Origin of the sequence: Riemerella anatipestifer (assembly GCF_035666175.1) — a bacterium.
GTDB lineage: Bacteria > Bacteroidota > Bacteroidia > Flavobacteriales > Weeksellaceae > Riemerella > Riemerella anatipestifer_D.
Window position 1 is genome coordinate 2,328,268 of the sequence record NZ_CP142016.1, and the last position, 20,383, is coordinate 2,348,650.

A 20,383-nucleotide genomic window follows, 5' to 3' on the forward strand; every position below is an offset into this window, starting at 1 on the left:
ATTGTGTCCTTATATGTTAAAAAGTGCTAAACTTTTGTCTACTCATTGCAACCTTCAGTAATACAATCCCACTGCATGGTACCAGAGCCAAAGTCTTTATACAGCTCCAAACATTGCTTGGTAATGTTCCATATCAGCATACCTTCTTTGGGGTCTGCTATTTGGTCTCTTTCGTCGGTAGTGAGCCTTGTAATAACAAAAGGTTTGTTATTAGATACCAACTTTATAAAGCCTCCTTTGGAGCTATTTGTAATTTGGTCGTTGTTACTAAGAGTAGAGATGACTACTTTGGTAGGTAGAGCCTCTTTGGAGGTGTTGGCAGGTTTGTAGCATTTGCTTTTAGGTGTGCTGATGGCTGCCGTAGGCGTAAGCGTAAAACCACCTAATACCGTGGCATCAGATTCATTGGAACTAAAGGGTTGGTAATTGGTCAAGGCGAAGATGATACTGTTCTTAGGTTTTATTTTGATGATACCTGCAGGGACTTCTCTATCTCGTACGGAGGCGGTTGTTATGGCTTTATTAGGTAAAGTGAGTTGGTATTGACCAGTATTCGGAACATCATCTGCTAATAGCGTGTAAGTTTTTCCAAAATCATCGGAAATGGAGATGCTTACTTTGTCGTATTGAGCCTTCATACTTTCGTCCATTTCCCAAGTAAGCGGGATGGTTTCTCCTCCGTTATAGCTTGGTTGTAGGGTAGAGGTGATGCGGAATGGTTTATAGCTTGGGTTTGCCATAACTGTAATATTTTTGACATCATACATTGTGATATGAGGAGTGTTGGCGTCAAGTTTTTGGTCGGCTACGGCAACCCAAAAATCTGCAATAGCTCCTGATGAAGATGAGGGTAACCCAAGCAAGTAGAACCCATCAACATATTCGTTTTTAAATTCTACTACAGGGTTAGGGTTCATTTTCTTGGACATAAAAAGGGCTCGTCTTTCAGGAGTTAATCTATAAGGATACATATCTGATTGGTGGGCCAGATAGAAAAGGCGGTCGCCATCATCATCGGAGGCTGTAATATCAAACTCAAAACAAGTGTTGATGGGTATGGTATAGGTAGGTTCAAAATTATTGAGGATTACAGGGGAAGTATTATTGAGGACTTCGCCATAAGGAATATTAGAAACGGAAGAGTATTCTCCAACTACTATGGTTCTTTCCTTATTTGTATAGTAAGGAGCTTTGGCAAGCCCTTTCTTTATTTGATAGATGCTAGGAAGCGAAAAGAAATCTCTTGGGGTACCATAGCTCATAATAGAAGTTCCTCTTAGAGGTTCGGTTTGGGCAGAGCCAGAGCTATTGATAGATTCTGTAAAGGTATGGTCAGCACCAAAGAGGTGTCCTATTTCGTGGGCAATGGTAGCTAGAAAAGGTCTGGCAGTAGCATTAGCTTTTAGGGAGTTTATATAAGCGGCACTTTGCATTGCGAGTCCGTTGTAATTAATATTGGCAACTACGAGTCCTAAATCATAGTTTTTGCTTCCAATGAGTTGATTGATGACGCTTGTAGAGCTACTAATTATGGTAGAGGCATTATAAACATTATCACTAGGATATTGGCTTATGTTGATGAGCCTATCGTCTGCAATTACCTCAAATTTAACCCCAACATCTCTAAGGTAGAGTTCATTTAGATAGGCTTCTGCTCGGCTCCAAAAGGCATAAACTTTATCGTTATTGCTATCAAATAATCTTTTGAAAATTGTGGGTGTAACAGCAAGTGCCAGTCTGTAAGTTCTTAGTACATTGTCTTTGAAGAGCAAAGTTTCGTCAGAGCTGATGTTTTGCAATGTTCTATTTTCTAGGTTATCTAGGCTTCTTTTTTTACGAGATGGGGTGTTGTTTTGCTTTATTATATGGCAAGAATGCTCTTCTTCGGCGTCTTCTATGCTGCTACATTCTACATTAGTTCCTTGTACAGAAGCTACTACTATCAGTTGGTTATTAGTATTATAGCCTAAGTAAGTACTAATTTCTTTTCTCGATGGTGTGGTAGAGCTTTTCTTCCAAATTAAAGTTTCTTTAGATTGTGCACAGCTATTTAGGAGTTTAATAGTTACAGAATCATTTGTCTGTGCCTTTATGCTGTATAAACCAAGAAATAAAAAATTAAATAGTAAGATAACAGATTTATTCATCATTTTTTTTCTAAAAAGAGTTGGCAAAGGTACAAAATTTAGTCTCCAATTAAAAACAGCGGGCATCTGAAAAGGCTTTTGGCTATATTCAAATTATCGTCTTCTCCTCTTCTCCTCTAATAACCTACGGAATTTGGAGCGAGTATGGTTATATTTAGTGTCATCGAAGGTTTTTTGCTAAAAATAATTACGGTATATATAGCTGCCTGATCTGAAATGTATTATGCATTATTTCAGTCTTTAAGTTGTTTCAAGATTAGCATTGCTAAATTTTCATGGCATTAAGTTTTTTTCTCCGTCAGTATTGTGTGAAACTGATGGGAAATATTTCTCGATAGAATGGAAAGTAGCTTCTCAAGAAATTTACCTCTCAGTATTTATCAAATCCAAAAATTCTTGTTCGTCTAATATGGTTACTGTGCCTAGAGTTTGGGCTTTTTTAAGTTTGCTTCCTGCTTTTTCACCCACCACCAAATAGTTGAGGTTTTTGGATACCGCGGAAATGTTTTTGCCACCATGCTTTTCTACCATTTCCTCGGCTTGCTCTCGAGTGAATAGGGATAATTTGCCAGTAAATAGAAAGGTCTTACCTTCTAAAGCATCACTTACTTTTGTGTTGGTATTTTCTTCTTGTTCCAGTTGGATACCGTAAGATTTTAGTCTATCTAAGATTTCAATATTTTCTTCATTCTGAAAGTAATTAACGAGGCTTTCAGCTATCTTTATTCCTACATCTTCTACTTCTGTGAGTTCCTCTAAAGTAGCTTTTTTTAGTCCGTCAATAGTATGAAAGTTTTTTACCAATTTTTTGGCTACAGTTTCACCTACATGTTTAATTCCTAAGCCAAATAGCACTTTTTCAAATGGAATTTGTTTGGATTTTTCAATACCGTCCAAAATGTTCTGAGCAGATTTTTCTGCCATTCTTTCTAGTGGCAACAACTGTTCTTTGGTTAGGGTGTAAAAATCGGCGATATTGGAAATAAGTCCTTCTCTGAAAAGTTGTTCTATAGTTTCGGAGCCTAAATTTTCTATATTGAGGGCTTTTCTGGAAACATAATGTATCATTTTTCCAACTACCTGTGGAGGACAATGGGCTTCGTTGGGACAAAAATGTGCGGCTTCGCCTTCGTTTCTCACCAGTGGCGTATTGCACTCTGGACAATGGCTGATGTATTCTACTAATGTTGCATTTGGTTGTCTTTTTTCCTCATTAACACCCACAATTTTTGGGATAATTTCTCCGCCTTTTTCTACATAAACAAAATCTTGATTGTGCAGGTTGAGTTTTCTTATAATATCCTCGTTGTGTAGAGAGGCTCTTTTTACTACCGTTCCTGCTAGGAGCACTGGTTTTAAGTTGGCTACAGGAGTTATGGCTCCAGTACGCCCTACTTGGTAGGAGATACTTTCTAGTTGTGTTTCTACCTTTTCTGCTTTAAATTTATAGGCCATTGCCCATCTTGGAGATTTAGCGGTATAACCTAGCAGTTGTTGTTGTTTAAGGCTATTAACCTTAATTACAATACCATCTATTTCGAAATCAAGATGTTGTCTTTCTTTATCCCAATAATCAATAAAGGCTTTTACTTCGTCTAAATTTTTGCAAAGTTTGGCTTGTTGTGAGGTTTTGAATCCCCATTTTTTAGTCTGTTCTAAAAGTTCCCAATGTGTTTTTACAAAGGTATCCTCCGAAACTACTTGATAAAGCACCGCTGAAAGTTTTCTTTTTCTAACCTCCGTACTGTCTTGCATTTTAAGGCTTCCACTAGCAGTATTTCTAGGGTTCATAAAAAGGTCTAAACCTTCCTCTTCCCGAGACTGATTGATGAGTGCGAAATTCTTTTTCGTAAGATAGATTTCTCCTCTGATGTAGAAAGAGTTTGGGTAATCACCCTTAATCTTTAGCGGAATGTCCGAAATCGTTTTTACATTAGCGGTGATTTCATCGCCTTGGAAACCATCGCCTCTAGTAACAGCCTGTTTTAATGCTCCGTTTTCATAAAGTATAGAGATAGAAGCTCCGTCGTACTTAAGTTCTGCTACATACTCTATATCATCGGTTTCTAAACTTTTAACTAAACGATTTTGCCAATCTGATAAATTATCAAAATTATAAGAGTTATCTAGAGAGTACATTCGGTAACGATGTTCTATCGTAGGGAAATTTTTTGTAATACCTCCACCAACTCTTTGTGTAGGAGAGTTTTCATCTATAAATTCTGGGTAAGCGAGTTCTAAGTTTTTCAACTCTTCTAGCATCATATCAAATTCATAGTCTGAAATACTAGGAGTATCTAAAACATAATAGTTATAATTGTGTTGATGTAGCTCTTCTCTTAATTCCTCTATTTTATACTTAATATCGTCTAGGGACATTTTGATGTTTTTTATTGAAGGCAAATTTAGAAAAAAGAAAGTAATAGAATTTAATCTCTCTGTATTAAAAAAGTAGTTTAAAATTTTGCAGAATCAATTATTGTAAATACATTTGCATCATTAAATAGCCATTTTAATTGTATAAAAATATTTCAATAATGCCGTGTTTCATGATGTGTCTTTTACAGGATGCGGCTGTTGGTTGTACATTAGGTTAAAAAGAAATAGATAATATACAAACAAGAATAAATATAGCCGCTACTTGTAAAAAGTAAGCGGTTTTTTATTGCTGAAGATAATCTGTAAAAATATATAATATGAAAAATTCATTACAAAAGAAGTCTTATCTCCTTACAGCCTCAGTGCTATTTTTTGCAGGAGGTGAATTTTATGGGCAGAGTAAAAAAGATTCTGTAAAAACTAAACAAGTAGAAGAGGTAGTACTACTAGGGAGCCGTTCTGGAGCTCGCTCTAAAACGGATAGTCCTGTTCCGGTAGATGTGTTTGATGTTCAGAAAATGAGCGTTACATTACCTCAAACCAATATCAACCAAATGCTGAATGTAGTAGCTCCATCATTTACTTCCACCGTACAAACGGGAGCCGACGGTACAGACCACCTAGACCCTGCACAGCTTAGAGGTTTAGGTCCAGACCAAGTGTTGGTATTAGTTAATGGTAAAAGGAGACACACTTCTGCTCTCATCAATGTTAATGGGACGCCAGGTAGAGGTACTGTAGGTACTGACCTTAACGCTATACCAGCCTTTGCACTTAGTAAATTAGAAGTACTTAGAGATGGGGCTTCGGCACAGTATGGTTCTGATGCCATTGCGGGAGTAATGAACCTCAATCTTAAAAGAAATACAGGTAAATTAGAGGGGCAGCTCTCATTTGGAGTTAATCCAAGTAAAGCTTCTAATAATCACACCAAAGGGATAGATGGAGAAACCTTTCAGATAGATTTAAACTACGGTAATAAAATAGGTTCTAAAGGAGGTTTCTATAACCTTACTTGGTCATCTCAATTCAGAAATCCTACCTACCGTGCCAACGAGGAAGAAGGGAAAATCTTTAATGCTTATAATGCTATAGAACGAAGAGCGGCAGAGGGAGGCGTTAATCTATCCTCACTATTTACAAATATCAATACCACGCCCAACCAGCAGCAATTGGTAGATTATATTCACAATTACTCTCAAAAGGTATCCTACTTTTCGTCTGATTTCCAAAGTAAAATACAGGGAGCGAATAGTATTAGTAGCTTACAAAAAATTTTGTCGGAAGACGTGACCAATCAAGAACTAGCATACAGAGGTCTTAACCGAAAAGATTTTAATATGCTCGTAGGACAATCCAAACTTAGTACCCATCAATTTTTTGCTAATATAGAAGTCCCATTGAATGATGTATGGAAAGTCTATACCTTTGGTGGATATAGTTTCAGAAATGGAACTTCAGGAGGTTTCTATAGAAAGCCTAATCAGTTCCGAACTTTTACAGGGCTTAATTTAGATGGTTTTCTTCCGAATATTACTACTAATATAGAAGACCTTTCATTAGCAGCTGGTATCAAAGGAAGTCTAGGAGAATGGCGTGTGGATTTTAGTAATACTTTTGGGCAAAATAGCTTTGATTATAATGTGAAAAACTCAGGTAATACCTCATTGAGATTTAACTCTCCAAGCGAATTTGATGCAGGTGGACTACGCTTTCTTCAAAATACACTTAACCTAGATGTTTATAGAAGTTATGATGTTTGGGAAGGACTTAATTTAGCCTTCGGAGCAGAACAAAGAACTGAAAATTTCAAAATTAGAGCAGGAGAGCCAGTATCTTATCTTACTTATGATGTTTTTGGAAATCCTCAAACGGCACAAACACTTAGCTTACAAAAGCCTACTGATTTCTTTGGCAATGTATTGCCAGGTGGCTCTCAGGTATTTGGAGGCTTCCGTGCAGAGAATGCGGGTAGCAATGGTAGAAGTTCTTATGCTTTCTATGCAGATGTGGAAGCCAATTTCACTAAAAGGGTTTTAGTTGCAGCTGCAGCACGTTTTGAAAACTATTCAGACTTTGGTTCTACACTAAACTATAAATTAGCTTCTAGGATAAAAGCTACGGATAATCTTAATTTTCGTCTAGCGGGTTCTACGGGGTTTAGAGCACCATCTGTACACCAAATTTATTATAATACCACTTCTACATTATTAGTTAATGGACAGCTACAAGAGGTGGGAACTTTTAATAATTATTCCCAAATTGCTAATCTTTTAGGTATTCCTAAACTAAAACAAGAAACTTCACAATCGGTAAGTGCAGGATTTACCTATCGTATTCCATCTGTAAGGTTAAATATTACAGGAGATGCTTATTTTACACGTATCAACAATAGGATTGTGCTTACAGATACATTCAGAGCGGGTTCTAATACAGAGCTTCAGAATCTATTTACACAGGCTAATGTAAATGCAGCACAGTTTTTTGCTAATGCCATAGATACGGAAACCAAAGGGTTAGATGTAGTGGTAAGCCACGATTTTAAGAGCGGAGATTTTAAACTTACCAATGATTTTGCTCTTAACCTTAGCCAAACAAGGAGGGTAGGAGAAATACACTCTTCACCAGTGCTTAAAGTAGCGGGTTTAGATGATACTTATTTTTCTGAGCGCTCTAGGGTTTATGTAGAAGAAGCCATTCCTAGATTTAAAGCGGGGCTTTCCCATAACTTTAGTTACAAAAAACTAAATGTTTACTTAAGAAATAGCTATTTCGGAAAAGTAACGGGAGCTGATGTAGTAGATGCAAACGGCGATGGTGTTACGTTGCCTAACGAGCACCAAATAATGACGGATAGAGTAGTTACAGATTTATCTATCGGATATGCTTTTTCTCCTAAAATTACCTTTACGCTAGGAGCTAACAACCTATTTGATGTTTATCCTAGCCGAAATCTTCCTGTTTCTACTAGTAATGGACAGTTTGTTTATACAAGAGCAACCTCGCAGTTTGGACTTAACGGAAGATATGTATTTTCTAGATTAAGCTTCAACTTTTAAACTTTATAATAATGCTACTTTATGAAAATAGAGTAGCATTTTCACTTTGATTTTAAAAGAATTTAACATTTTTTAACTTGGTTTCTTTGTAGAACTCCAAAAAAGACTATATTTGTTGGTCTTTTAACAAAATAATAATAACTATTCTAAAATTATATGGATACAACAGTCAGTAAAAAAGGGCATCCAGCGGGATTATACCTTTTATTTGTAACGGAAATGTGGGAACGTTTCAGTTATTATGGTATGAGAGCTTTATTTGTATTATTTATGACTAAAGCTTTAATGTTTGATAAGGGGCTAGGTGCTCAGATTTATGGTAGTTACACTGGACTAGTATATTTAACTCCTTTAATTGGAGGATATATAGCTGATAGATACTGGGGAAACAGAAAATCTATAATTGTTGGAGGTATTTTAATGGCTTTAGGTCAATTCCTTATGTTTATGTCAGGGTATTTATATGAGAGTAAAGAAATTGCACCTTTATTTATGTTTTCTGGTTTGGGATTCTTAATTTTTGGGAATGGATTTTTTAAACCAAATATTTCGTCCATGGTTGGGCAACTGTATTCTGAAAATGATAGTAGAGTAGATGGAGCGTTCACTATTTTTTATATGGGGATTAACCTTGGTGCTTTTATAGCTCCTTTATTATGTGGATATTTAGGAGATACAGGTAATGCTGCAGATTTCAAATGGGGGTTCTTAGTTGCTTGTATAGGAATGATTCTGAGTGTTATTATCTTTGTACTATTTAAAAATAAGTATTTAGTTACTCCAGAAGGAGAAGCTATAGGTGGGAAACCAACTGTTAGTGAAACTTCTGTGAAGGATGATGTGGCTGGGGCTAATTTGGTAGATAATACTAATGCTACAAAAAAAGCTGCTGCTACAAAGTTGATGATAATATGGGGTGTTATTTGGTTAGTTTTATTAGGTGCTTTTTACTTTTTAATGAGTGGAGATGATGGTAATAAAGACTTAATAGGTGCTTTTATTTTTTCTCTAACATTAGCAGCTCCGGGGTATATCATATCTGACCCATCATTAACTAAAATTGAAAAGAAGAGAATTTGGGTAATATATATAGTAGCTTTCTTTGTTATATTCTTTTGGTCTGCTTTTGAGCAAGCTGGAGCTTCATTAACTTATTTTGCAGAAGAACAAACGGATAGACATTTATTAGGGAAAGTAGTACCAGCATCTTATTTCCAGTCAATCAATGCAGTAGCGATTGTTGTTTTTGCTCCTATATTTGCTGTTATATGGTCTGCTCTGAGCAAAAGAAAAATGGAACCAGCTTCTCCTTACAAACAAGCTATCGGTTTATTTTTACTAGCTTTAGGATATTTAGTAATTGCTTTTGGAGTAAAAGGTTTAGCTCCTGGGGTAAAAGTAAGTATGATGTGGTTAGTGAGTTTATATACTATACATACATTCGGAGAGTTATGTCTTTCTCCTATAGGTCTATCTATGGTTAATAAACTTGCTCCTGTAAGATTTGTTTCATTACTAATGGGAGTTTGGTTTTTAAGTACAGCAACAGCTAATAAATTTGCAGGAACATTATCTTCTTTTTATCCACAATCATATGTTTCTGTAGATAAGGTTCAGAATTTTGAAAAAGAAGTAAATACTTCCCTCATAAATAAAGATTTTAATATCAAAGACAAGAAGAATGTTGTTCAGATTGATGGGCAAAATATGATACCTTTTGATAAGATTACTGTAGCGGATATTAAGAATGAAGACTTGAAACAAAATATAAAATTAGAAATAGAGAAAGCTCAAGTAGTAAAAGAAAAATCTTTTTTAGGATTTAAAGTAGCTAGCTTATATGATTTCTTTATGTTATTTGTATTTATGTCTGGTATATCTTCAGTTATTTTATTTTTACTAAGTAAGTATTTGGTTAAAATGATGCACGGTGTTAAATAGCATATTTTTAAAAACTCTGAATCTCAAGATTCAGAGTTTTTGATTTTATAACTATTTTGATTTAAAAAGAATTATGTACATTTGTTACCTAATTAAAGAAAATTGATAATGAAAAAGGTAATACTAATATTTAGTTTATTTTTAATTAACTTAGCTTTGGCACAAGAGGTTAAATGGCTTACCTTTGATGAAGCTATGGCGGCTCAAAAGACTAAACCTAAGAAAATCTTATTAGATGTATATGCTCCATGGTGTGGTCCTTGTAAACTAATGGAGAAAGAAACTTATGGACACCCAGAAATAGCTAAAATTATCAACGAAAATTATTATGCCGTTAAGTTTAATGGAGAAGGTAACGAAGTGACACATTATCAAAATAGAACATTCTCAAATCCCAATTATAGAGCCAATGTTTCAGGCAGAAATGCACCACATGAGTTAGCGAGATTTCTAAATGTGAGTGCTTACCCAACAACAGTTTTTTTAGATGAAACAGGTAAGCCTATTACTAATTTGGTTGGAGCTTTTAGACCTAAAGAGTTAGAACTTTATCTTTCTCTATTTTACAAAGATGAATATAAAAAAATAGAAACAAAAGAGCAGTGGGAAAACTTCCAAAAGAAGTTTAAATCGGTTATTAAATAAATTGTTTTACACAAGTCATTCATATTAAAAGCCTCATTACTAAATGAGGCTTTTATTTTGAATCAAGGTTCGTTACCTCGTATAATAAAATTATTTTCTTTAGAATATTTTTTATCTGTTTTAGTGAAAATCTCAATAAAGTTCATATTTTTTAAGCTATTGATTTTGTCAAGTTGGTATACTGTAATCTGTGTGATGTTTTTCTCATAGATAAAGGTAGAGTCGGCATCAGAGTTGATGATTTCTGTATTAACGCTATAAATGTAATTATCGTTATCTTTTAAATTAGTATACTTGGATACCAGTTGTTTAACTGTTATTAACTTAGTATTAAATCCTGATTTCGTTTTTATAATAATTTTTCCATTGTAACTTTTTCCATCAAGTTCAAAACTTCCCTTACTGATATTTATAGATTCAATATCTAGATTTTTTAAAGTGGATAAAACTAGCGAAGGATATAGTTTCCCATTCATTTCAAAAAGTGGTGTACTAATTTCATTTTTATAAATTACTACAGGCTTTTCTTGATTGTTTGATTGTGCAAATGCAGTAAAATAGAAAAAGAATATTAACCCGTTGTGCATTATGAAATGAAAAAAACAAGAGTTGTTTATTAGACTGAAAATAAGTATATTGTTTTTGCTATAAAACGATATAAATGAACAACATAGAGCAAATATATGAAAGAATTTTGGAAGTTTTAGGACTTTTTTCAGAAAATCAACTGATTAGTTATCAGAGAAGAACACCTAAAATGAGCGATTTAGAAGTCATAAGTCTTAATATTACTGCTGAATACTTGAGTATTGATAGCGAATTACAGTTATTTAGAAAATTGCCAAACTCTCTGATAAACAAAATTGAAAGAAGTGTTTACAATAAGCGAAAACGAAGACTATCCCTACAAACAGAGCAAATTAGACAGCGTATTTCGATGGAGTTCAATGAGTTTGAAGATATTTTTATCGTTGATAGCATGCCAATGAAAGTTTGTGAAAATGCTCGTTCTACTCGTTCAAAAATTTGTAAAGAGCAATCCTATTCTTCACCAACATATGGTTATTGTGCTTCACAGAAATTATATTTCTATGGCTATAAACTACACGCAGTATGTTCTTTAAATGGTGTGATTAAGAATTTTGATATAAGCCCTGCATCCGTTCACGACATCCACTATTTAAAAGATATTGGTGAGCAAATGCGAAACTGTACTTTAATTGGAGATAGAGGCTATTTATCAGCAAAAGTTCAAATAGATTTATTTAACTATGCTAATATTAAATTAGATACACCAATGAGAAGTAATCAGAAAGATTATATTCCTCAATTTTCATTGTACAAGAAAAAGCGAAAACGAATTGAGACATTTTTCTCTCAACTTTGCGACCAATTTATGATTAAAAGAAACTATGCTAAAACTTTTGAAGGCTTTAAAACAAGGATAATCAGTAAAATAACCGCCGCAACGGTTATTCAATATATCAATAAATTTATCTTCCAAAGAAAATTAAATCATCTAAAAATCAGTATTATTTAAAATGCACAACGAGTAATATTAGGTTTAGAAGTGCAAATTTCTTCATGCTTTTTATTTTTAGATATATGCATTGTTTAAACTGTGCTGTAAATCTGATAATTCTTGGCTCTTTCACGATTTGGTAAATAAGTTTTTTATAAGTTTTCTAGAGATGTTTTATTTTGATGTTGTTTTAAAGTTGTGTGTCTATGATTTTTGAATACTTATATAAAGGTAAGAGTTTATTATTTAAGTTTTTTAATCTTTCAGGATATAAATTTATTTTCGTGTCATATTTAGCCTATCTAGAGAAATTATTTGATTATTGTGACTTTATCTGCTATAAAATTATGTATGAAAATTTTATCAAACTTACTTTCAATATCAGAAAAATCTATAAAATCAGTTCTACTAGAAGAAGCCTTTGTTCCAAAATTAGAAACAAGTAAAAGCCAGTTTTCAGTGTATTTTTCAGTGTATTTGCAGATATTATTTTCCTTTTTTTTAATAATATCTTTTAGCCAATCCTTATCTATAAAGTCTACTTTCCAAGCACCAAAATGTTGCCAGTGATTCATTTCTCTTGTATTATATACTGAAAAATGAGAAATACTTTCTGATACTGACTTATTAATTTTAGATTGTACTGAAAAATTAAAATTTTTATTATTTAAATAAACAGTTTCAACTAGATTAAAAACTTCGTCAACATATTTTTGTTCTGAACTTTTTCCTCCGTTGAGCTTTATATTTTTAAAAGTAATTAATACATATAGGTCTGCATTATATTTTTGGTTGAATTTTTTTTGAGCTAGATTGATTATTTTTTCTCTATATGCTTCAACTTGCTTAAGTTTAGGATTAATTAACCTTGTATGTTCAATTGAAATTAATTTTTTGTCAATATTCACGATAAAATCTGGTGTTTCAGAATTTTTGATATTATAAACTCTAAACTTTAGTTCTTCATTTGATATGAATTTTTCCAACTCATATCTCTCTATTTGTTTCTTATCAATTATTTGCATTAGTGTTTTAGAAAAAAATATACTATTGACAAATATATACTAACTTCAGTAGATTTAAAATAGCAGTAGAATATTTTTTAGAGCTTTACTGCGTGAGGGCGGAGGGCATTGTTGTAGCTCCTTTTTTTTGGAGGTGAAGAAAGGTTAGGCTTAGCCGCTGGAGAGCTTCGGCTAAAAAAGACCGACTGCCCAAAGACCGACCCATCAGCCTAGGGAATAGTCTCGGCTTGGGGCACTCCCAAATATTTATAAAACTTATACGCCTAATGTTATAATGGTTCTTCGTCTAAGGTCTCTAGTATAATTTGACACCCTTTCTGTATTTCCTCTTTTGTTAGCGTAAGCGGTGGCGAAATTCTCAGATATTCGTTTCGGTACAGCTGCCAAAATACAATAAGCCCTTTATCCATACATTTTTTAGCCACTCTGAGGGTATATTCTGGTGAACCTAGATTAACGGCTAACATTAGCCCTTTACCATTGATATTTTTGATTTTTGGGTGTACTAATAGTTGCCTAAAAAGAGCTTCTTTTTCTTCTACTTCTTCCATTAGCTCACTTTCTAGGACTTCTTTTAAAGTTGCATAACTAGCCGCAGCTATCAGAGGGTTACCTCCAAAAGTGGTGATATGCCCCAATTTAGGCGAATGAGAAAGGCTTTGCATAATTTCCCTAGAACTCATAAATGCTCCTACTGGAACGCCTCCGCCCATACCTTTGCCCATCACTAGAATGTCTGGCACGATGCCAAAATGTTCAAATGCGAACAGTTTGCCTGTTCGTCCAAAACCTGGCTGTATTTCGTCTAGTATGAGTAAAGCACCTACCTCTTCGCATCTTTTTTTTAGTTGGATAAGATAGTTTGGACTAGGCACTAGAAAACCTGCCGCTCCTTGTATGGTTTCTACAATAACGCCTGCGGTTTTTTCTGTGATTTGGTCTAAATCTGTCTCATTATTAAACTCTATGAACGAAACCATAGGCAACAATGGACGAAATTCTCTTTTATGCACCTCATTACCAGAAACACTCAATGCTCCATGGGTATTACCGTGATAAGAATTTTTGAAAGCTACGATTTCCTCTCTCCCTGTGTATCTTTTAGCGAGTTTCAATGCTCCGTCTATGGCTTCGGCTCCGCTATTAACCAAATAGGTTACCTCCAATGGTGCAGGAGTAGCCTCTGCTAGTAGTTTACATAATGCCACAGGTTTCTCTTGTGCATACTCTCCATAGACCATTATATGAAGGTATTTATCTGCCTGTTCCTTAATTGCATTGATGATTTTTGGGTGCGAATGTCCCAAAGTATTGGCAGATACTCCTGCTACAAAGTCTAGATAGGCTTTGCCATCTTTTCCGTAAATATAGTTTCCTTCTGCTCTTTCGGCTTCAAAACCTGAGGCAAAAGGTGTGGTTTGAGCTTGATACTTAAAGAAATCTTGTTGCATGGTCTAATGAGAGGTTAAAAAGTGAATATTAGTTTCGTTTTTTTCTTTTGGGTTCGTTTTTCCTTTTTGCTTCTTCTTGCTTTTGTTTCAGCTCTTGAGCTTTTTGGTAAAGGCTGTCATCAGAAATATACTCTGTTTCAGGATAGTCAGGCGTGTCTAGGAAAATGTCTTTCCAATGTTTCAGTCGGTCTTTGGTATTCCAATTGAAATCTGGAAAAAATCGTTTTTCTTTGTTTACCATACTCATCGGATACACATCGGTATTCGCACCAATATTACACGAGATGATTTGCACCTTTTTTTCTTCAAACAAAGCTTCTATCGCTCCACAAGTAGAAAACGAGATGCCAATACGGTCAACTTGTTTTGTTTTTTCGTCTTGAGAATCAGCATAGGTAATGGCTTGTGCATTGCCCACCACTTTGGTAAGTTTAAGTTCTCCATCTACAAAAAACGCTGTCATAAAATTACCCTTCACTTGGTTGAACTCATCTTTGTTATTGAGCGAATCGGCTTTGCTAATTGCAAAAGCATTTCCTATTACTTTGATGGAATCTAATTCTTCCTTTTGGGTATTCATATACACCTCTATTTTATCTCCTGAGATTTGTTTTTGTCCTGTCCAAAATATCGGTTTTCCCATGAGGTGTAAAATACCATCAGTTTCATTGAAACTTAGAGAATCGGCTCTACCTTGGAAATTAGATTTAAAAATTCTAGCTTTATGAAAAGCTCTAAGGTAACTCTTTTTTACTCCTGTGCTATCTGGTTTTTGGAAGGCTAATATTTTTTCTGCTCCAAAGTAGATAGAGTCTTCTTTCATTATCTTTACAGCATAAGGTTTTTCTGTTACCATAGCTGAATCTTTGAACTCATAGATTTCGCCATAACCTCCTTTGATAAATCGGTTCTCTTTTGGGTCATCTAAATAGACATTTCCCTTAGCTGTACCGTAGCCTGTATTTTGGTTATAATACATGGTTTCTCCCGTGAGGACTTTCCCATTGTAATGTATTCTAGAGTTTTTATTGAGATACACCTCTTTGGAAGTCATAAGGTAACGCCCCTTTTCTGTATAAACATAATTTCTAGGATTTTGTTTATTGATAACTTTTGTTGCTCCTAAAAATTCTGCTATATTAGTTTTTTGATTTTGAATGATTTTAGAACCTTCTACACGATATTTATCGTTGTCAATACTTACATTACCCGAAACATCTATCGTCTGTGTGTTGATGTTATAGGTGCCCACTTGCGTCCAAATAGTATTTTTACCATTATAAATGGTTCCACCCGAATTAAAATAAGCTGTATTGGGTAAACGGTCGTAATAAAGTGTTTCTGTTTTTATGGTTTGCTGAGGGTCTGTAAGCACCACATTTTTTCTTGCGATACCTCTTTGAGTTTTACTATCGTATTCCATTTCTTGGGAAGTAATGCGGTTGCCTTCGGCAGTGGTAAGCACTACATTACCTATTGCTTTTACAAAGTTGTCATTCTGGTAAAATACAACCTTATCTGCCTTTAAAACTGAGCCTTGATGTTGAAACTCTACATTACCAATAAATACAGGATTACCTTCATATAAATCAGGACGTCTAACCAAAGAGTCTGAGTGAATATGCTTTAACTTTTCTTCATTTCCTGCAACAGTACCTTTGGTATTAGGGTTTGGTTTAAAATACGCATCTTTTACCAATGGTGTTGTAGAGGCTTTCTCTTTCTGCTGAGCCAATGCAGAAAACCCTAAGCACATTAGTACGAGTATAATTAGCCTCATTATGCTTTTTTATGACCGTAGAAATAAAGCGAATGATTTTCTATTTTCACGCCAAATATTTCTTCTATAGAATCTTTAATTCCTTGGATACGAGGGTCACAAAATTCTATAATTTCTGCAATTTCTTTGCTACCTTCTTTTTTATAGATTACCAAATGGTCGTGCTGTTTATCAAAGAAAGATTTTTCATAAGAAGCCGAAGTCATAGATTTTTCACCAAACTGGTGCTTACGAATAAGTCCTGCATCTAGAAAAATTTCTATACTATTGTAGATGGTGGCTTTACTCACATGATACTTCTTATTAAGCATAATGAGGTAGAGGTCATCTACATTAAAGTGTTCATCAAGTTTATAGATTTCCTCTAATATAGTGTATCGCTCAGGCGTGTTTCTAAATCCGTTTTCTTGTAAATACTGTTTTAGAGCGTCTTTTATTATTTCTATATCTTTCTCTTGATGTTCCATTAGGTACTATTATTTTCTAGATTTATTTAGTTACTTGTTTTAAAATTATCCATTTGTATACGCTTGTCTCCAGCTGCTGAATACAAAAGTGGAGCAGATTCTACCACCACATTATGAGTGGCAAGCCCAAAGGCTTTAAAATCATTGCTACCTAATTTTTTTACAAAGTTATAAATATTCATCGTAATTTTTTCCTTTATGGTGAAAAGATTGTCATTTATATAGACATTATCTATAATCACATACTTCATATCTGGAGGAATATTATGGCTCCTAAGCGATGGATAGTTACTCTTATCAGAGATAATCTCAGAGTTCATCATATCTTCCAATACGTCTTGGAAATAATCGTTAATTCTTCTATCTATTTTAAACCCTAACAAGAAATTGATTTTATAAATCGTACCAGGTAACACTTCATCTATTTCATATTTGAAAGTATAAGGGTTTTCTTGATTGATGATGTTCAGTATAAAATAATGATCAGCTCTCTTAGGTTGGGCTCTAATTATAGAATAAATAATCTTAGACTCTATTTCATCTTCCCTTTTAGCACGGCTGAAGAAGGCTAGGTTGGTAGCATATTTAGGCACACTATCGTCTAGTTTTAAATCTCTAATCGTAGAAATATAATTCTCTAGTTTTACAAATTTTATAAATCTGTTTTTTATCATTCTACCATTATACCAAGCATACATACAAATGCCTATAAAACCAGCAAGAACTACCGTAATCCAACCGCCTTCGTGAAATTTTATCACATTAGCACTGAAAAAGCCTAGTTCTATTGTACCATAAATACCTAAAAATAAAAAAATCAATAACTTATTAACTCGTTTTTTGATAAGGAAGAAAGATAGTAGCAAGCATAGTTACCGTGATAGAAAGTCCGTAAGCGGCTTCCATTTTTTCGGATTCTTTGAAGTAAAGCACCACTACTATACACATAAGGAGAAGTCCCCAATTAATTTTAGGAATATACATTTGTCCTTTAACACCAGAAGGGTAATCTATTTTATGGATAGGCCAAAAGTTAAGCGACATTGCCTCTGAAAATATCGTAAAAGAACCTGTAATAAGGGCTTGACTAGCAATAATAGCTGCTAAAGTAGCCAGTATTACTGAAGGTAAAACAAACCAATCAGGCATTATTCCAAAGAAAGGGTTGAGACTGCCAAGAGTTTCGTGATTATATTTTAATATCCAAGCTCCCTGACCTAAATAGTTGAGAATAAGCATTATTTTAACAAATACCCAGCTCACTCTAATATTTTTAGCGCCACAATGTCCCAAATCAGAGTAAAGAGCTTCTGCTCCTGTAGTACAAAGGAATACCGCTCCCATGATAATAATGGCACTAGGCGAATGTGTTATAAGTTTATAAGCATAGTAAGGATTAAAGGCTTTTAAAACTTCTAAGTCTTCCGTTAAACGAAAAAAACCAAAGCCTCCTAGTGCTAAAAACCAAAGTACCATTACAGGTCCAAAAAATTTACCTATAAACGAAGTTCCAAATTGTTGCACAAAGAAGATTGCTACTAATATCCCCAATGTAATGGGAACTACTGGAGTCTCAGGATTGTAAATTTTCAACCCCTCAATAGCAGACATTACTGTAAGTGATGGTGTTATTACTCCGTCTGCAATCAGTGCAGAAGCACCCAGTATTGCAATTAGGTATAGCCACCCTTTTTTTAGATTTTTGACTAGTGAAAATAATGCTAAAATACCACCTTCTCCTTTATTATCTGCCCTTAAAGAAACGAGTACATATTTTATAGTGGTTTGAATTGTAAGCGTCCAAATGATACAAGAAAGAGCCCCTTCTATATATTCATCAAAAGGAATAGAAGCATCTTTTCTAGCATTAACAATGGCTTTCATTACATAGAGAGGAGAAGTACCTATGTCTCCGAAAACAATACCTAAAGAGACTAATACTCCAATGATTGAGAGCTTTTTTGTGTCAAAATGAGAATGCTCTCCGTTAAGTGTAGACATTTAATCTTTGAATTAAAAATAAGAGCAAAATTAAATCAAATTTCGATATAGCTAAAGAAATTTTTGAACTTTCTTTTACAACTAGAAAAGATGAATGGTTTATGAAGTATAACAAAAATACCCCATATTGTTAAAATATAGGGTTTTGTTATATTCTTATAATGAAGGATTAACCTTCTTTTTTATAAATATTGGTATCGTAGTAAGGGAACTTACCTTCCGTAGGTGAATGGTATTCCTTATCCTTATCTCCTCCTAAAGTAACTACTAATGTATAGCACCAGTAGATGAAGAACCCACAACCTAGTAAAAATAAAACCCAGTTTAAAACATTACCAGCAGCATCATAGAATCCAAAAGACCATTTAAATAAATCGCTTAAAAATAACCAGAAAGAAGTCATTGTTTTTCTTTTTTAAATTAACTTTGCACAAAGTTATAAAAAATGTTCAGATTACTCTCAAATGAAATTAAAATTTTTTCTATTCCTATCTATATAGGTGTTTTGTTTCTTATGGTAATCGGTTTTAATGCTTTAAATATCAATACGGTAGAGGTTTTTTCTGGATTGTTTAGCTTCACAGGTATTGCTTTAGGGTATTTTTTATTCAATAAGATAGGTCTTAATTATAACAGGCATGTGCCGTTTTTTATCTATACCTTTATTGTATTTGCTTTCTATGAAGGTAATTTAGATATTGGGATAGCCTTTAACCTTTTTACTAATGCATTTGTATTGCTTATTTTGACCACTGGAGAGGAAGTTTTTAAGAAAAATTACTATCTGATTGTGGGAGCATTACTAGCTTTAGGATATTTATTTTTACCTACAGTGTGGGCATTTACCATTTTTGTAATTATCCATTTAATAGCAACTTCAGATAAAATAGGGCTCAATATATTTAGGCTAGTTTTTGGTTTTATGCTAGTATTATTGTCTTACTTTGGGGTGATGTATCTCCTTGGGAGCAATTCATTTAATTCAGCTTACCTGCCTTTAATTTCTCCTCGATTTCAAGAGAATTACTATCCGTTGTATTTTCTGTTACCTGTTTTGCTGATGGTGTTTTACGCCGTTGCTAATCATTTTATTCATTTTAATAAGAAAAGCCCTATTAGTAGGTTTAAATACACCTTTATATTGCTATACACACTCACTCAATCTATAACAATATTTTTATATATGGGTACAGTGTATGAGTATCTGTTATTCATAGCCTTACCAGTAAGTATCATCGTAAGTAGAGCACTAAGATTTATGCCTAAATATTGGATGCAAGAGCTAGGGCTTTGGGTGGTAGTTTTGAGTTTAGTTTTGTTTAAAATAGGAACTTTTTTAGATATTAAAGAAATAATAAATTTATGATTCAGATAGAAGATAAACTAATTTCGGAGGATTTGTTCTCGGAGGAATTTGTATGCAACCTTAACAAGTGTAAGGGGGCTTGTTGTATAGAGGGAGATGCTGGGGCTCCACTAGAGCAGCCGGAAGTAAAGATATTAGAGGATATTTATCCTAAAATTAAAAGCTATCTTCGTCCAGAAGGAATTAAAGCCATAGAAGAGCAAGGAACTTCTGTAGAAGATTTTGAGGGCGATTTGGTAACACCACTGATTGATAATAGAGATTGTGCTTATGTTATTTTTGATGAAAATGGCATTACCAAATGTGGTATAGAGAAGGCTTATGAAGAAGGAGCTATCGATTGGCAAAAACCAATCTCCTGCCACTTGTACCCTATTAGAATTACAGAATACTCTACTTTTACAGCGTTTAACTATCATGAGTGGAAGATATGCAGCGATGCCTGTGCTTTAGGAAAAGAACTTAAAGTACCTGTGTATAAGTTTCTAAAAACACCTTTAATCAGAAAGTATGGAGAAGGTTTTTACCAAACATTAACGGAAGCTGCGGAAGAATACGAACGAGCTTTTGGTAATCGTGAGTAGTAGAAACTTGGCTTCT

At 34.1% G+C, this 20,383-nt stretch carries 14 protein-coding genes and 1 pseudogene; 6 read left to right on the forward strand and 9 right to left on the reverse strand.

Annotated features, from left to right (window positions below):
- Window positions 1-38: 38 nt before the first annotated feature.
- Both VIX88_RS11720 and ligA read right to left on the reverse strand, forming a co-directional pair.
- Window positions 39-2,150, reverse strand: coding sequence for a reprolysin-like metallopeptidase (locus VIX88_RS11720; RefSeq protein ID WP_214193894.1), 2,112 nt, complete (start codon window positions 2,148-2,150; stop codon window positions 39-41).
- A 360-nt stretch (window positions 2,151-2,510) separates the two neighbouring features.
- A complete protein-coding gene (ligA, locus tag VIX88_RS11725) occupies window positions 2,511-4,526 on the reverse strand; it encodes an NAD-dependent DNA ligase LigA (protein ID WP_109475511.1) in 2,016 nt (671 codons plus the stop codon).
- A gap of 317 nt (window positions 4,527-4,843) precedes the next feature.
- Here ligA and VIX88_RS11730 point away from each other — a divergent pair, with 317 nt between their 5' ends.
- From VIX88_RS11730 to VIX88_RS11740, 3 genes are all read left to right on the forward strand, one after another.
- Entirely contained in the window at window positions 4,844-7,585 is a 2,742-nt protein-coding gene (locus tag VIX88_RS11730) for a TonB-dependent receptor plug domain-containing protein (protein WP_064971026.1), read from the forward strand.
- A gap of 156 nt (window positions 7,586-7,741) precedes the next feature.
- Complete coding sequence (locus tag VIX88_RS11735; protein ID WP_064971027.1) at window positions 7,742-9,526, forward strand: peptide MFS transporter; 1,785 nt, start codon at window positions 7,742-7,744, stop codon at window positions 9,524-9,526.
- A gap of 108 nt (window positions 9,527-9,634) precedes the next feature.
- On the forward strand, window positions 9,635-10,171 hold the full coding sequence (locus VIX88_RS11740) for a thioredoxin family protein (protein ID WP_064971028.1): 537 nt from the start codon (window positions 9,635-9,637) through the stop codon (window positions 10,169-10,171).
- A gap of 62 nt (window positions 10,172-10,233) precedes the next feature.
- Here VIX88_RS11740 and VIX88_RS11745 read toward each other — a convergent pair whose 3' ends face one another.
- A complete protein-coding gene (locus VIX88_RS11745) occupies window positions 10,234-10,758 on the reverse strand; it encodes a hypothetical protein (protein WP_064971029.1) in 525 nt (174 codons plus the stop codon).
- Between the two features lie 74 nt (window positions 10,759-10,832).
- Between VIX88_RS11745 and VIX88_RS11750 the strand changes: the two genes are divergently transcribed.
- A complete protein-coding gene (locus VIX88_RS11750) occupies window positions 10,833-11,711 on the forward strand; it encodes an IS982-like element ISRa1 family transposase (protein ID WP_127919822.1) in 879 nt (292 codons plus the stop codon).
- A gap of 293 nt (window positions 11,712-12,004) precedes the next feature.
- Here VIX88_RS11750 and VIX88_RS11755 read toward each other — a convergent pair whose 3' ends face one another.
- From VIX88_RS11755 to VIX88_RS11780, 6 genes and pseudogenes are all read right to left on the reverse strand, one after another.
- Window positions 12,005-12,718: a hypothetical protein gene (locus tag VIX88_RS11755; RefSeq protein WP_109475517.1), complete on the reverse strand. Its 714-nt coding sequence runs from the start codon at window positions 12,716-12,718 to the stop codon at window positions 12,005-12,007.
- A gap of 269 nt (window positions 12,719-12,987) precedes the next feature.
- Window positions 12,988-14,169 carry an aspartate aminotransferase family protein gene (locus VIX88_RS11760; RefSeq protein ID WP_064971104.1) on the reverse strand — a complete coding sequence of 394 codons (1,182 nt, stop codon included), beginning with the start codon at window positions 14,167-14,169 and terminating at the stop codon, window positions 12,988-12,990.
- A gap of 28 nt (window positions 14,170-14,197) precedes the next feature.
- Complete coding sequence (locus VIX88_RS11765) at window positions 14,198-15,949, reverse strand: OstA-like protein (RefSeq protein WP_004919620.1); 1,752 nt, start codon at window positions 15,947-15,949, stop codon at window positions 14,198-14,200.
- Window positions 15,949-16,416, reverse strand: a complete 468-nt coding sequence (locus tag VIX88_RS11770) for a Fur family transcriptional regulator (RefSeq protein ID WP_004919622.1) — start codon at window positions 16,414-16,416, stop codon at window positions 15,949-15,951. Before VIX88_RS11770 ends, VIX88_RS11765 begins: the two co-directional genes overlap by 1 nt.
- Window positions 16,417-16,442: 26 nt before the next feature.
- Window positions 16,443-18,417 (reverse strand): annotated as a pseudogene (locus tag VIX88_RS11775) (KUP/HAK/KT family potassium transporter).
- Window positions 18,418-18,586: 169 nt separating this feature from the next.
- Window positions 18,587-18,820, reverse strand: coding sequence for a hypothetical protein (locus tag VIX88_RS11780; protein ID WP_004919626.1), 234 nt, complete (start codon window positions 18,818-18,820; stop codon window positions 18,587-18,589).
- Between the two features lie 42 nt (window positions 18,821-18,862).
- Between VIX88_RS11780 and VIX88_RS11785 the strand changes: the two genes are divergently transcribed.
- Both VIX88_RS11785 and VIX88_RS11790 read left to right on the forward strand, forming a co-directional pair.
- On the forward strand, window positions 18,863-19,783 hold the full coding sequence (locus VIX88_RS11785; protein WP_064971105.1) for a DUF6427 family protein: 921 nt from the start codon (window positions 18,863-18,865) through the stop codon (window positions 19,781-19,783).
- Window positions 19,780-20,367, forward strand: coding sequence for a DUF3109 family protein (locus VIX88_RS11790; RefSeq protein ID WP_064971106.1), 588 nt, complete (start codon window positions 19,780-19,782; stop codon window positions 20,365-20,367). Before VIX88_RS11785 ends, VIX88_RS11790 begins: the two co-directional genes overlap by 4 nt.
- Window positions 20,368-20,383 lie beyond the last annotated feature (16 nt).

Bases quoted from the DNA above. Each gene is read 5' to 3' on its own strand.
- VIX88_RS11720 (WP_214193894.1), bottom strand. From the start codon at position 2,150: ATGATGAATAAATCTGTTATCTTACTATTTAATTTTTTATTTCTTGGT.
- VIX88_RS11730 (WP_064971026.1), top strand. From the start codon at position 4,844: ATGAAAAATTCATTACAAAAGAAGTCTTATCTCCTTACAGCCTCAGTG.
- VIX88_RS11780 (WP_004919626.1), bottom strand. From the start codon at position 18,820: ATGACTTCTTTCTGGTTATTTTTAAGCGATTTATTTAAATGGTCTTTT.
- VIX88_RS11785 (WP_064971105.1), top strand. From the start codon at position 18,863: ATGTTCAGATTACTCTCAAATGAAATTAAAATTTTTTCTATTCCTATC.
- VIX88_RS11765 (WP_004919620.1), bottom strand. From the start codon at position 15,949: ATGAGGCTAATTATACTCGTACTAATGTGCTTAGGGTTTTCTGCATTG.
- VIX88_RS11750 (WP_127919822.1), top strand. From the start codon at position 10,833: ATGAACAACATAGAGCAAATATATGAAAGAATTTTGGAAGTTTTAGGA.
- VIX88_RS11790 (WP_064971106.1), top strand. From the start codon at position 19,780: ATGATTCAGATAGAAGATAAACTAATTTCGGAGGATTTGTTCTCGGAG.
- VIX88_RS11755 (WP_109475517.1), bottom strand. From the start codon at position 12,718: ATGCAAATAATTGATAAGAAACAAATAGAGAGATATGAGTTGGAAAAA.
- VIX88_RS11745 (WP_064971029.1), bottom strand. From the start codon at position 10,758: ATGCACAACGGGTTAATATTCTTTTTCTATTTTACTGCATTTGCACAA.
- VIX88_RS11735 (WP_064971027.1), top strand. From the start codon at position 7,742: ATGGATACAACAGTCAGTAAAAAAGGGCATCCAGCGGGATTATACCTT.
- VIX88_RS11770 (WP_004919622.1), bottom strand. From the start codon at position 16,416: ATGGAACATCAAGAGAAAGATATAGAAATAATAAAAGACGCTCTAAAA.
- VIX88_RS11760 (WP_064971104.1), bottom strand. From the start codon at position 14,169: ATGCAACAAGATTTCTTTAAGTATCAAGCTCAAACCACACCTTTTGCC.
- ligA (WP_109475511.1), bottom strand. From the start codon at position 4,526: ATGTCCCTAGACGATATTAAGTATAAAATAGAGGAATTAAGAGAAGAG.
- VIX88_RS11740 (WP_064971028.1), top strand. From the start codon at position 9,635: ATGAAAAAGGTAATACTAATATTTAGTTTATTTTTAATTAACTTAGCT.